A 14,405-nucleotide genomic window follows, 5' to 3' on the forward strand; every position below is an offset into this window, starting at 1 on the left:
AATTAAATTCTTCCACCATTACAGAAAAATAATAGCCAGAATGGCATTGTCGCATGGAATAATAAGAAATACCATTACAAAGTTAACAGGCAATGTGAAAATTACCTGCAGCACAAAAAAAGAGCGAATGAATCGCCCCTTCTCCCTGTATGTTCTTATTGCGGAAGCAGCATGCGGAACAGCAGAGCCGCCATCTCCTGTTTGCTCAGCGCACGTAGTGAACCGTAGTCAGACATGCCGTCCGACTCCGTAACCTCCGGTCCATGCAGCTTCCAGCTAACGATTGAACGGACAGCATCGGCAGCCCACTTCGACGTACCCGGTGCAAGCCCGGCGGTAGAACCCGGTACCCTGATCCCCGTTGCTATAAGCAGGCGGTAGACGATTGCTGCCGCTTCTTCGCGCAGAATCGGACGGTCCGGCTCGAACAACCCGTTGCCGGTTCCATTCAGCATGCCAGCCTCGACCGCAGCTTGAATATCCTGTTGGTATGGTGAATTACCGGTGTCCTTGAATAAGGACGGATTCGATGACTCCGGGATGCTCCATATCGTATTAAACGTATGGATGAACGCTCCGCGGGTAACTTTTTGCTCAGGCTCAAACGGCTCCGAAAGCTCCTCTGTCAAGAAGCCCAGTGACCGCAGGCTCAGAATATAGCCGGCATACGGATGATTGGCCGGCACATCCGGAAATCCGGCTGGATTCTCCGGGAGTTTGGACGCATAGCTATATAGATTGGAGTATTTCATATAGAGGATATGGCCCTCATTATCCGCTTTGAAGGCCAGCGGATTCCCCTCCTCATCCACGAACAGCAGCTCGCCAATCTGCTTCAACTGATGACGGCTGAGCACATCACTCACCGTTAGGGTACCGTCTGCGTTTGCTTGAACTTTCGTCAGCAGCTTAATTCTTAGATCGGAGTACAAGCCCTCGAACCTGGCCAGTTCCTCCGCAGCCTGCACCTGATACCCATTCGGTTCATACGGCGATTGTCCCCCTGCATAATAGTGATTCATAAATGCGGTGAACAGATCATTACGCAAATCCTGATTGGTATTGTATGATACGAACACTCCAGTATGCCGGTCAGGCAGAATCCACAGCAAAGAGCTGTAACCTAGAATGTCTCCGCCTTTGGAGATCACCTTCTCCCCTTTCGTCCGGGCCGGGATTACAGGTGATTCAAAGCCATAGGTCGTATCCGGCAGATCGGGATGAATAACCATCCGGTAGGAAGACATCGCCTTAACCGATTCCCCGGACAGGATTACCGTACCGTCAGCAGCCTTGCCGCCATTCAGAAAAGCTTCCATGAATAGCGCCATATCAGATGCGGTTGATAACATGCTGCCTTCAGGCCACTCCGCCGGAGAGAAGCCGTATAGCGGTATAGCGCCGCCCTCCCCGTCATAGGAAGGCACGAGCCGGTATGCCAATTCAGGAGTTACACGGAAGCTGCTTGAATTCATGCCAAGCGGCTTAAACAGATGGTTCTCCACATAGCTCCCGAAGGATTCTCCGCTTACCTGCTGCACGATATAACCCTGTAGTCTGGAAGCGAAATTATCGTACATGTAAGAGGCTCCCGGCTCGCGGACCACAGGAGGAAAGACATCATAGATGCTATCCTTTAAAGAAACCGGCTTACGGGAAGTGTCGTACAGATAGCTGGCGTCGGCAGGTTCGCGTACTTCAAAACCTGTCGTATGCGTCAACAGATGTTCCACCGTTACCGGAGTATCATAAGGACTCGTTAGCGTGTAGCCGTCCAGGTATTTTTCAATATTGTCCTGAAGTGAGATCTTCCCTTGATCGGCCAGCTGCATAATGGCAGCTGCAGTGAACACCTTGGACACGGAGCCGATCCGGAACGTATCCCTGCTTGCATCTACCCCTGACTTCGCTGATTTGCCGGTTACCCCATATCCCTTCGAGATGAGGGTTTCCCCGTCCTGAACGACTGAGACCGCAGCAGCTCCGGCTTTCGCCTTAATATCCGCTCTGGCAAAAAAACCATCCAGAAACGCCTCGACTTCCTTCGCATCATGGGGGCCATTCTGTACATCTGCAGCGGATGCGCGGCTGAGTTCGGCATGCAGTTCGATAGAGGCTGGACTCACTGAAGATTCCGGCTGCTGAGCATAGGCACTTCCCACATTAACACAACCCAGTATAAGCAGAGCGCTTAGAATGCCGGACTTGATACGGGTGTTATCCCTTTTGTTATTCCTTTTGATATTACCTTGTTTCAACTGCAGCCTCTCCCTAATGTCCTTAAATTTGGAGTTCCAAAGGGCGGAGTGAAGTGTCCGTTCCAGCCAACTCCTTCATTGTAGGGGTTCGGGTAAGCACTGTCGTGCGATTCACCTGCTAATTAAGAGGTCTCATGTGACATTGCTGTCACTTGCAGGCTTCAAGCTCCGTAAGTCTCTCTTAAGAACTTCACAGATTGCTGAATGAATTCCTTCAGGACAACGGCATCAATATCGTCCAGCTTATTTACGTATATACAGGCTTTGCCCGCTGTATGCTTCCCCAGCCTCTGCAGCAGCTCTTCCCGCTGGGTATCACCCGCTGCAAAGTATAGGCTGATCTTCGCTTTTCTCGGCGAGAAGCCTACCAGCGGTGCATCCCCTTCATGCCCTGTCGCATACTTGTAGTGGTACGTTCCGAAACCAATAATGCTCGGGCCCCACATTTTCGCCGGATAACCCGTAGTTTCGCTGAAAATATCTAATAATTTATAAGCATCCTCACGTTTCCCCGGACTCTCTATTTGTTCAATAAACTGGGTGACGCTCTGCTCAGTCTCTTTCGTTTTCTGCTCGTACATAGGTGATTCACTCCTTTAATATATGTTCAACACGAACATTCCCCGCCATCCTGTCTCTCCCTGTTAATTTCCCACCACTATATCACATTCTTGTTATTCCATAACAGCAGCTCACTAAGTCAAGTTTGGTTATAAACAAACTCCCCATTGCAACATCCAATCCCTGGAATATACTTAGACGTATCGTGCCAGTAGCCATTGCCATCCTGATTGGCATGTGCTTGTCACAGTGAAAGCGCTTAGATATTTATTTGAGCCATACACGGCACTACTAAATTTTAAGGAGGCATATTATGCTGCACACTCTTGGTAATACCGACTGCTCACCGGCAGAGGTAGGTTATGACGCTTCACGAATCGGTGTTTTGCACAGCCATTTCCAGAATCTGATCGATGACAAGAAGATCCAGGCTGCCTCTTACTGCGTATCCAGATACGGCAAAACATTCATGCACGGTGCCATAGGCCCCCGCTCGTACCGTGAGGACCGGACGGAACCGCTTTTACCGGCAACGGTCCATAATATCGCATCCATTACCAAAGCCATTACCTCAGTAGCCATTGCTAAGCTTGTGGAGGACGGATTCATCCGCTTGGACATTCCTGTCGGGACGATTCTGGAGCCCTTTAACGTAGAGCCATTCAGCAAAATCGATATCTACAGCCTGCTGACCCATACCTCGGGCCTGTTTCCCGACTGTGCCGGCAGCATGATCCCCTACCATAAGTCTTACTGGCAGCTGATCGAAGAGTACTTCGACAAGTATAATCCTGAGGACGGTAAGCCCGACTGGATTTCAGCTGCACTGAGCTGCGGGGTTAATAAAAAGGTTGGCGAGGAGTGGCAATATTGCTCATTCGGCTTCTGTATCCTCGGTGAGATTATTAAGAAAATCACTGGCGTTACCGCCGAGCAGTACATAGAGGAGCAGATTCTGAAGCCGCTCGGAATGAAGGATACGATGTGGGAACCGACTCCGGAGCTGGCTGCACGCTTCATTATAAGAAACGAAAGAAAAGAAAAGCGGCTCCATGACCTGATCCATGGTACTCAGCCAGAGCTCTCTCCGGCAGAAAAGCTGTGGGAGACGGTGTCCAGTACCGGCGGAGGCCTGGTCTCTACACCCGCCGATCTTATCTTGTTCGCCAATATGCTGCTGGGCATGGGCACGCTGGGCGATACCCGGATTGTGGGCCGCAAGGCCGTCGAGAAGCTCACCACCCGCACCCTCTATGGCGTGCCCGATTACTGCTGGGGTAACAATGTCAAAGACCGGAGCTACGGGATTGGACTGGATATGAGACAAGGTCCTGCCTTCCTCTACTCTGAGGGCAGTTACTTCCATGAAGGTGCAGGTGCCTGCTGCATGGCTATCGACCCTGCAGAGCAGCTTGCTGCGGTATGGTTCGTGCCTTTCACTGACGATAACTGGTATGCGGAAGGGCTGTTCAATGTAACCAATATTATCTGGTCAGGACTGATCTAAATGAACCGCCTTAAGCATAACTGGCTTGTTTGCCGCTCGGTAGCGGAGGTGACCTATAAAGAGTGGAGTGCCTACCGCACCCATTCCCTGGTTTCCGTTATCGTCGGCCCTGTATATTTCATGGTGCAATATTTCATCTGGACAGCGGTATATGGCGGGCAAGCTACATTGGGGGGAATGGATCTCCACCAGATGATCCGCTATTTCGGGGCAACGGCGCTGATCGGTTATCTGATTATGGATTTTGCCGACTGGAACCTGTCCATGCTCGTGCGCACCGGCAAGTTTCTGACCTTTCATCTGCGGCCGGTTCATCACCGTTCCTTCGCCTTGTTCCAGAAGCTCGGGCACCGCTTCCTGGGCTTCCTGTTTGAATTTGTGCCCTGCCTTTTCATTTTTATTTTTATATTCGGAATCGATATGCGGCCGGCAAGCCTCCCGTGGACACTATTGTCTGTGCTGCTTGCCTTTCTGATGAATTTCTATGTGAACTATACGATTGGCCTGACTTCATTCTGGCTAGTGCAGTCGGGCGGAATCCGCAGCGCGTTCATGCTGGTGTCGGCTATTTTCTCAGGGGCGCTCATTCCGCTCGCCTTCTTCCCGCACTGGCTGCAGGTCATCCAGTTCTTCCTGCCGTTCCAATACATCGCCTACATGCCGGCAATGGTGTTCACCGGGTATTATTCGCTCGGCGGCCTGGAGCTGTCCATTCCGCAGGCGGTAGGACTGCAGGCCGTGGCAGTGCTGATTACTTTTGGACTTAACGAGGTTATCCGCCGCCAGGCCATGAAGCAATTCACGGCTGTCGGCGCGTGAATGCCCTGATGAAAGGACAATTCTCAACATGAAACGGTATCTGGAAGTGTATAAGCAGTGTATGTACTCCGCTGTTCAATCGGCTGCGGCCTACCGGATGAACTTCATCGTCAGCAGCCTGATCACGCTGGCCGGCAACATTCTCTTTCCGCTGGTGACCCTGCTGATCTACAGGGCAGGCACCAGCTTTCCGGGCTGGAGCCTGTATGAAGTACTGCTGATCCAGTCTGTGTTCACCATGTCCAGCGGCCTCTCCAGCCTTGTCTTCGGCGGGGTTCTCTGGACAACCATGTCGCATGTTCGCGAGGGCAGCTTCGAGGTGATTCTGCTTAAACCGCTGAACCCGCTGTTTTTCATTGTGGCCACGACATTTTCTACCGAAAGTATCGGCCTGTTCCTGGGCGGTGTGGCGCTGTTCATCTTCTCAGCCCTGCATGTAGGCGCGATTTCTGCGCTCGCTTGGCTGCAGTTCGCCGGCATGTTCATCGCCGGGACAGCTGTCCTGGCCGGATTATCTCTGATGATGGCCGCGATGTCCTTCAAATGGGTAGGCAATTCGCGAATTTCCGAGCTTGCGGACAGCGTGCTGCAGGTCGGCAAATATCCGCTGCCGATATTCCCTCAGGCTGTTCAGGCCGTAGCCACGATGATCATTCCAGTGGGAATGGTAGGCTTCCTCCCGGCGTCCGCTTTACTGGGACGGGTGCAAGCGAGCGATTTCGCGGCGATTGTGCCCTGCTTTTTATTTATGGCAGCAGCCGTATGGGTATACCGGCATATGATCAGATTGTACGAGGGGGTAGGCGGATGAAGCCGGTTATTGATGTGAAGCATTTGACCAAGACATATACAACCTATAGGCGTGGCGCAGGCATGGGGCAGACCTTCAGGAGCTTATTCCAGCGTGAAGAAGTCCTAGTTCAGGCCGTAAGCGATATCAGCTTCTCCATTGCGCAAGGTGAAATCTGCGGCATTCTGGGGCCCAACGGGGCGGGCAAATCCACCGCTATCAAAATGCTCTGCGGCGCGCTCTACCCCACAAGTGGAGAAATTCAGGTACTGGGTTATTCGCCTGCCCGGGACAGGAAGCGTTATGTCGGCCAAATCGGGGCCGTCTTCGGCCAGAAATCCCAGCTGATCTGGGATATTCCGCCGATCGACAGCTTCAACATGAACAAAGCCATCTACGGGATTACCACTAAGGATTACAACAACCGATTGGAAGAACTGACCGGGCTGCTGGATATAGCTTCTGTGATCGAAAAGCCCACCCGGGTGCTATCCCTCGGTGAACGCATGAAATGCGAATTCGTCATGGCGATGCTGCATGGACCGGACATCCTGTTTCTGGACGAGCCGACTATTGGCCTGGATGTAATCGCCAAGGTCAAGATCCGCGAATTCATCCGCCAGATGAATCAGAAACAGAATATGACCTGTATCCTGACGACCCATGATCTTGAGGACGTGGAAGAGCTTGCCCACCGGGTGATTGTCATTAACCATGGGGAGAAGGTGTTTGATGATTCGCTTCAACGGCTGAAGCTTTTCCTGGGGGAGAAGAAACAGGTTAGTTTTACTTTTGTAGAATCTGCACAGGGCACTGACTTCGACAACACCTACACCAAGGTCATCGAACGGCCGTCTGACTTTCAGATTACGCTTGAGGTGGATACAGCACGGATTTCTATCAGTGACTTCATCGAAAATATCTCCCGGAAGCACCAGTTCTCCGACATCTCCGTCAAGGAACTGCCGATCCAGCAGGTGGTCATGAATATCTATGAGAATGCGAAAGCTTAATGTACAAAAGCAGAATGGGCCGTCACAGGGATGTGATCGGCCCATTCTGTTGTATTCGGGACAACCTCTTACTTCACAGCAGCCAGCTCGGACGCCAGCTTCTCGGCCCCGTCCCGACCGCAATGAACTTTGCGAAGCCCGCTCATGACATCCACGCTGGCACCGGCAACAGGTTATCGGAGCCAAATATACTTATCGTGTTATATATAGTAACATTGAAATTAATTTATTTAATATTTATACATGATTAATGCATAATTATTGATTTATTTTACATAAAAGTAAAAATATCATTTTGACATTTATGATTTATGTCATATATAATTACATTGAATTTAAAATAAAAGGAGGTCACTTATGAATTTTATTCACAAAAGAAGTCTACGTCTCTTCACCGCCCTACTTGTTCTCTTCACCATGTTGTCATTCCCTTCCATCACGAAGGCCGCCGAAGTCAGCGTACCCGGGAAAATTATTCCTAATGTCGTAGTGGTAGGCGTCGGCGGAACGATCACCTCCACTTCGCCTTCCAGAGAACTGTTTCAGACTTACGGCACACCCAAGGTACCGATTAATGATATTATCCAAAGATTACAGCCCGAGCTATCCAAAGTAGCTAATGTCACCAGCACTGAGCTTAGCAACATCAGTTCGGCGCAAACCACCTCCAAGGACTTATATAACCTCACGATCGCTATCGATAAGGAACTGGCCAATCCGGCTGTTAATGCAGTAGTTGTTACTACCGGCACCAACATCATGGAAGAGCTGGCCTACTGGACCGATCTCACCGTCCGCAGTCCAAAGCCCGTTATCTTCACAGGATCCATGAGACAATCCAATACTATCTCCTTCGACGGGGAAGCCAATCTGCTGAATGCTATCCGGCTGGCAGCAAGTCAAAAAACAGCCTATTATGGCACTGTTTTGATGATGAACGATGAATTTTTCGCCGCAAGAGAAGTCACCAAGACAGATGCCCTGCGTCTGGATACCTTTGACGGGGGCCGGTACGGCGCTCTGGGAACGGTAGACGAGAACCGGATTCGTGCCGTTCGTGCTCCAGCCCGCGTCAAGGATGCCGGAACGGATAAGTGGAAAACTCCATTTGATCTCAGCACGATCCAGCCAGAGGACCTGGCTAAGGTTGACGTTGTATACAGCTACACGGAAGCCTCCGCAACCCCCATCACTGCCTTGGCCGATGAAGGGGTTAAAGGGATTGTAACTGCGGGTCACGGTGCCGGCGGTATCTCCACCGCGCAGCAAGCCGCCCGCACAGCGGCAATCGAGAAGGGCGTTTTGTTCGTCAGCGCGACTCGCGCGGGCTCAGGGGCGGTATATGACACTGGAGCCAAAGGAATCATAGGCGCAGGCGACCTGCTCCCGCAGAAAGCGAGAATCCTGCTTCAGCTCGGCCTCACCTTCTCCAAGGATCAGGAACAGATCCGTCAGTGGTTCTCTTCGATCGGCATGCCGGATTTCGATATGAGCAAATAGTCGCCGGCAGTCTAAACGAATTTGCAAAAAACAGCCCTCCCCCCGTCAGAAGACGGAAGGAAGGGCTGTTTTTGTAGTGATTATTCTGCTGTGTGATCCACCGATGCCGCTTGGATATTGCTAAATGCCCAATACTGCGCAGGGACGTCGGACCATTGTGGTGCCGCGCTTGTCAGCGGCGTGATGCCCAGGGCACGGTTGACGATGGTTACGGCCTCCGCTCGGGTTAACGTTTGGTTCGGACGGAAGGTTCCATCTTCGTAACCGGTGATCATGCCCGCTTTGGCCGTCGTTTCAACGGCTGCCTGTGCCCAGTGGCCGGCAATATCGCTGAAGCTGACTGCATTCCCCTGACCGTTAGTAACCAGACGGGACAGAATGGTCGCCATTTCGGCTCTGGTGATCGTTTGGTTTGGTTTGAAGCTTCCGTCAGCGTAACCTTTCATAATACCGCTGCTGCTCACCAGATTAATTGCATTTGTTGCCCAGTGGCCGGCAGCAAGATCTGTGTATGCAACGCCGGAAGTACTGGCTGACGGGTTGAAGGTACGGGCAATGATGCTGGCAACTTCTGCACGGGTAATGCTCTTGCCCGGCTGGAAGGTGCCGTCAGCGTAACCCGTCATATAAGCCTTCACTTGTACCGCAGGATCTTGCGCAAGAACAACTGTAAATGTACTGAATTTATTGACATTAAATTGAATTCCGGACTTGCCGGTTTGGCCGAAGGGTACAATTTCGCCCTTAACCAGTTCTTTGGTGCCGTCGCTATGCTCAATGAAGACCGCCAGTGCCTTCAGCTGTTCTGCAGTTAACGAAGTGTTGTTAATCGGCAGCACCAGCGTCACCGGACGGCTCTGCAGATTGGTATCAATCGTTACCGGACGGCCTACCAGCGTCACCGCCCCACCGCCGGACAGACTTTGAACCTGTGCTTTTGCACGCGCTTCAGCATCTGCACTCTGCTGCTGCGTTTTTAAGGGTACCAGGTTGAAATAAATATCTGTACCAAACCCAACCAGAGAGCTTCCCGGCACCTTCACTTCCGCATTAACCGTGAAGATGTCCAGACTGATTTGATTATCGGCAAACGCCTTGCTTGAAGCGGCTGGAATAGTCATTCTAGTTTCCGCAACCTCATCATTGGCATCAGGAACGATGATTCTGGCAATATTGGAGCCAGCCGCCTTAAGCTCATTAATCGCTCTGAGCGCTTGATCCAATGCGAACGTAATAACATCACTTTTCACACCATTTGCATCCTTCGTACGGCTAACGACAACGGAGGATACATTGGAGCCTTGGGTTGAGCCGTTTTCAACGTTTAGATTAATGGTTTCGGTCTGCGTGCTTGGTGTTGCTACAGGTGCCGCTCCTCCGGAACCTCCAGAACCCGATGCCGGAGGATCTGTTGGCGTGACGGGTACAGGAACGGTTGAGAAGTTCCAGACGGTTTTATCCGCAATCCCCGCAAAGCTGTTCCCTGACTCATCAGTAAATGCACCCGGGTGAATCAATACATAATAGCTGCCGCCCTGCTTCAATATACCGCCTGTATTAATGCTGACGGTAGCATTCGTAACGGAGACAAGCGCCTGATTACCCGCTTTAATCGTCGTTACGATCATATCATCCGCCGCATTCACAATATCAATATTGGCATCCCCGGCTAATACATTCTCGTTAAAGGTCAATGAGAGCGCAGCGGATGTGGATACTTGGGTTGCATTGTCTGCCGGACTATAAGCTGTCACCAGCGGCGCTGCTGTATCAGGCCCGCTGGCTGTTACAAACCGCCAGGCTGTGATGCCTGCAATACCGGCAAAGCTGTTGCCTGCATTATCTCTAAATGCGCCTTCTGTAATCCGGACAAAGTAGCTTGTACCATGCTCCAGATTGTCAGCCGGATTAATAGTTACAACATTATTCTGAATCGTTACGATGTCTGATGCGACGGGAATCGTCACTATCGGATGAATCTCATCTGTACTTTTGAAAATCTCAATGCTGCCTTCCGCTTTCTTTACATTCTCGCTGAAGGTAAGAACCAGATTAGCGCCAAGTGCTACTTCCGTTGCCCAAGGCTCCGGTGAATACGTGCTCACCGTTGGTGAGGTTCTATCTGGTACACCGGTTGTTGTAAAGTTCCATACTCCGCTGTCGTTGATGCCAGCATAGCTGTTGCCTGAAGTATCTTTGAACGTCCCGGTTCCAATCCGTACATAGTAACTTGTACTATACTTCAGATCGTCAGCCGGATTAATCGTCACTACATGATTCTGGGTGGTTACATTTCCGGAAGCAGCGGGAATTGTAGCTACCGGTGCATTATTGGCACTATTGTAGATCACAATGTTGCCTTCTCCCGCCGTTACATTCTCGCTGAAGGTAAGGATAAGATTGGCATCAATCCCCACTTCCGTTGCCCCAGGCTCAGGTGAAAACACGGTTACTGTTGGCGATGTCGTATCTGGTGCAGCAGCTGTTGTAAACTGCCAGGTTGTGCTGTCAGAGATGCCTGCAAAGTAGTTGCCCGCTGTATCTGTGAATGCATCGTCCGTGATCTGAACAAAGTAACTGGTACCATACTCCAGATTGTCAGCCGGATTAACCGTCACTACATCATTCAGGATGGTCAGGTCACTGGCGGAAATCGTAGCTACCGCCTTGTCAGACGCACTGTTGTAGATCACAATGCTGCCTTCACCCGCCGATACATTCTCGCTGAAAGTAAGCACAAGATTGGTCTCAACCCCTACACCTGTTGCACCGTTAGCAGGTAAATACGCGCTTATGGTTGGTGCAGCCGTATCCGGTTCACCGGTTGTTGTAAACCGCCAGGTTGTGCTGTTCGCGATGCCGGCATAATTGTTGCCGGCCGTATCTTTGAATGCCCCGGACCCGATCTTCACAAAGTAGCTTGTGCTGTAGTCCAGCTTATCCTCCGGATTGATCGTTACCACGTTGCCTTGGACCGTTACAATTTCGGAAGTGACAGGAATGGTCACAGCCGGGGTAATGCTATTCGCACTGTTATAAATCTCAATGCTTCCTTCACCTTTCGTTACATTCTCACTGAAGGTAAGGGTCAGGTTCGCGCCAGTGGCAACCTCCGTTGCTCTATCCTCAGGCGAATAAGAGCTCACCACCGGTGGTGTAGTATCCGGCGCCTCTTCTGTTGTAAACTGCCAGGTCCCGCTGTCCGTGATTCCGGCATAATAGTTGCCTGCCGGATCAATGAATGAACCAGCTCCAATATTCACAAAGTAGCTTGTATTGTATTTCAACGGGAAAAACGGATCAATAGTAATCACGCTGCCATCGATCGCTACGTTATTAGAAGAGATCGGAATAATCTGCACCGGTACATCGCTATCCGTACTTTCGTAAATCTCAATGTTGCCGCTCTCCTTCGTTACATCCTCGCTGAATGTAAGCGTCAGATCCGCGTCAATGGCTACTCCCGTTTTTCCCTTATCAGGAGAATAAGCAGTTACAATTGGAGCTGTTTCATCCAGCACGGCTACTGTCGTAAAGCTCCAGGCATCACCTTCAATCGCTACATTCCCAATTTCACTCTCGTTGTAGAACGTATCGCTGTCAATTGTGACTGCATATTTAGTCCCTTTATCCAAATCCTTTTTGGGATTAACCGTTACAGTATTATTCTGTACGGTTACCCTGATGCTGTCGTCCACCGGGATGGTTTCAAACGGAGCTGACAGATCCGAAGCTTTGTAAATGTTAATATTTCCACTGGCTGCTGTCACCTTCTGATTGAAAGTCAGAACCAGCTCAGCATCGGTTGGTATATCTTTCTCAGCATTCTCTGGAGACTGACTTATAACCCGCGGAATGTTGAGAACCGGATAGGACACAATCATCACGCCGGGGTCACCGACTGCGATAAAACGATCTTGCCCGGCAATAAACCCGATGCCGTTAAGTTTTTTAGTCGTGCCTGTAGTCTCAGGGTGCCAAGTCTGGCTTGGATCAGCGGTGTAGTAGACATTCCCGCTGTCTCCCGCTGCCATAAATACGCCGCTTCCGGATGCAACTCCATTCAGATTCACTTGGCCGTCAATGGTTCTGGCCGACCATCTTGAGCTATCCGCAGAGATTACGACCGTTCCGGACGCGCCGACCGCCACGAATAAACCGCTGCCGTAGCTGATGCCGTTCAACAATTTACCGTTCGTTTTGGAATCTTCCGATTTCCACTCCGCTCCATTGGAAGAAGTTACGATGGTACCGCCAGCACCTACAGCCACGTATTTGCCGTTGCCATAGGTAACAGCATTTAAGTGATTCACGGTCTTACTGTCGGAGATCCTCGCCCAGTTGACTCCGTCTGAAGACACTACAATTTTCCCGCTATTGCCTACTGCAACAAAAAGGCCGCTGCCGTAAACAATACTATTAAGTGTAATAGCGTCCACTGAGGTTCCGGCTGTCCAACTAGTACCGTTGTTGCTGGAGGTCAGGATTTGGCCGTTCGAGCCGACCGTTACGAACTTGCTGTTGCCATAAGCAATGCCGTTAATAGCATTAGTAGTGCCGCTAGCAACCTTCGACCAGACCTTACCGTCGGTGGAAGTGCCGATCAATCCATCCGTACCAACGGTAATATAGGTATTATTGGCGTAGGTTACCGTCTTCAGTGCACTGGAGGTGGGGGAGCTGAATTTTTCCCAGCTGCTCGTTCCGCCAGTACTTGCTGTCGCGAAAAATACAGTACCCTCTGAGCTAACTATAAAATAACCAAAATCGGTAGCCTTGATTTTCATCAGATTATCCGTAGCTCCGGCTACTGAAACTGAACTGCTCCAACCGCTCGTTCCGGTGGCTGAATATATCAGTTTGCCTGCATCGCCGGCAATGAAAAATCTGTTGTTTCTGTAAGATACACTATTGAAATCCGACTTAATGCTATTCGTTCCCTTTGTCCATGTGCCCAAAGCGTTCGGGGCGCTTAGGATCTCACCTGCAGCTCCGGCCGCAACAAATACATTGCCGCCATAGCTGATGCCGTTCAAATCATTAGTAGAACCGGAAGTCTGCGGCGTCCAGGCCAGCCCATCCGAAGAGTTAATAATTTTCCCGCCATCGCCAACAGCTACAAACTTGCTGTCACCATAAGCAATAGCGTTCAGATTCACACTAACGCCTGAGGTTGAAGCAGCCCAAGTGACGCCGCCATCGCTAGACGTAATTATTTTGCCTGAATCGCCGACTGCGACTAATCTGCTGCCGCTGTAAACAACTGCATTCAAGTTTTCAGATATATTTTCAGATATGCCTGTAGTCTGAGTGGTCCAGGAAGCACCATCTGTTGACGTTATGACGGTTCCCTTGTCGCCTACAGCAACAAATTTGGCGTTAGCCCCTGAGCCTATATTTATAATATCGTTCAAGTCATTAACTACCCCTGAATTACGGATCGCCCAGGTCGTGTAGTTGCTGAACGTACCCACGCTTCCTCCTTCACCTACCACAACGACTGTATTTGCGCCTATAGTTACTCCCATTACTTTGTTGCCGCTTGGCAGCGGGCTTAGGTTCTCCCAGCTTACCGGAGCTGTATTCTCCGTACCTGCAGATGCGGGCAATGCTCCTGTCACAAATAAACTGATTACGAGTAACAACGAGAAATACTTCTTCAATCCCCTGCTCATTAACAATGTATCGCTCCCCCTTATTCATTCATCATTTTCCGTCCGCTGTATAGCAAGCTTTGCTGCAGTTTGTATACGCTCCCTTAGCTCCCGCATTCTCCCTTCATCTTGCTTATCCGCGGACAAAAAACAATTAAATCTAACTAGAAATTTTCATATCTGCGGTCCATTCTATCAGACAGCTCTAAACAAACTCTTAACAATTCTCGACAAAAAACGCCTCACCAGGTCCTACATGGGGGAAATCTCTCGAAAAAGCGAAAAAAAACTCTCCTCCCCGAA

The 14,405-nt window shown here is 50.5% G+C and carries 8 protein-coding genes; 5 read left to right on the top strand and 3 right to left on the bottom strand.

The window, feature by feature from the left end; translation table 11 throughout:
- Nucleotides 1-155: 155 nt before the first annotated feature.
- Nucleotides 156-2,126, bottom strand: coding sequence for a serine hydrolase (locus tag NYE33_RS29110; protein ID WP_341068903.1), 1,971 nt, complete (start codon nucleotides 2,124-2,126; stop codon nucleotides 156-158).
- 293 nt (nucleotides 2,127-2,419) lie between these two features.
- Complete coding sequence (locus tag NYE33_RS29115) at nucleotides 2,420-2,839, bottom strand: DUF1801 domain-containing protein (RefSeq protein ID WP_076242763.1); 420 nt, start codon at nucleotides 2,837-2,839, stop codon at nucleotides 2,420-2,422.
- Nucleotides 2,840-3,132: 293 nt separating this feature from the next.
- Between NYE33_RS29115 and NYE33_RS29120 the strand changes: the two genes are divergently transcribed.
- The 5 genes from NYE33_RS29120 to NYE33_RS29140 all read left to right on the top strand — a co-directional run bounded on the left by NYE33_RS29120 (nucleotide 3,133) and on the right by NYE33_RS29140 (nucleotide 8,448).
- Nucleotides 3,133-4,326 (top strand): serine hydrolase domain-containing protein, encoded by a 1,194-nt coding sequence (locus tag NYE33_RS29120; RefSeq protein WP_076242762.1) that lies wholly within the window; start codon nucleotides 3,133-3,135, stop codon nucleotides 4,324-4,326.
- Nucleotides 4,327-5,145, top strand: a complete 819-nt coding sequence (locus tag NYE33_RS29125; RefSeq protein ID WP_076242761.1) for an ABC transporter permease — start codon at nucleotides 4,327-4,329, stop codon at nucleotides 5,143-5,145. It begins immediately after the preceding gene.
- A gap of 28 nt (nucleotides 5,146-5,173) precedes the next feature.
- The gene (locus tag NYE33_RS29130; protein WP_042135468.1) at nucleotides 5,174-5,956 is read left to right on the top strand and encodes an ABC transporter permease; all 783 of its coding nucleotides are present in this window, start codon (nucleotides 5,174-5,176) and stop codon (nucleotides 5,954-5,956) included.
- The gene (locus NYE33_RS29135; RefSeq protein WP_042135467.1) at nucleotides 5,953-6,948 is read left to right on the top strand and encodes an ABC transporter ATP-binding protein; all 996 of its coding nucleotides are present in this window, start codon (nucleotides 5,953-5,955) and stop codon (nucleotides 6,946-6,948) included. The genes NYE33_RS29130 and NYE33_RS29135 overlap by 4 nt, the downstream gene beginning before the upstream one ends.
- A gap of 357 nt (nucleotides 6,949-7,305) precedes the next feature.
- Nucleotides 7,306-8,448 carry an asparaginase gene (locus tag NYE33_RS29140; RefSeq protein WP_052421764.1) on the top strand — a complete coding sequence of 381 codons (1,143 nt, stop codon included), beginning with the start codon at nucleotides 7,306-7,308 and terminating at the stop codon, nucleotides 8,446-8,448.
- Nucleotides 8,449-8,528: 80 nt separating this feature from the next.
- Here NYE33_RS29140 and NYE33_RS29145 read toward each other — a convergent pair whose 3' ends face one another.
- Nucleotides 8,529-14,123: an Ig-like domain-containing protein gene (locus tag NYE33_RS29145; protein ID WP_340947119.1), complete on the bottom strand. Its 5,595-nt coding sequence runs from the start codon at nucleotides 14,121-14,123 to the stop codon at nucleotides 8,529-8,531.
- Nucleotides 14,124-14,405 lie beyond the last annotated feature (282 nt).

This window comes from Paenibacillus sp. FSL R10-2199 (assembly GCF_038000235.1).
GTDB classification, from domain to species: domain Bacteria; phylum Bacillota; class Bacilli; order Paenibacillales; family Paenibacillaceae; genus Paenibacillus_AQ; species Paenibacillus_AQ phytohabitans.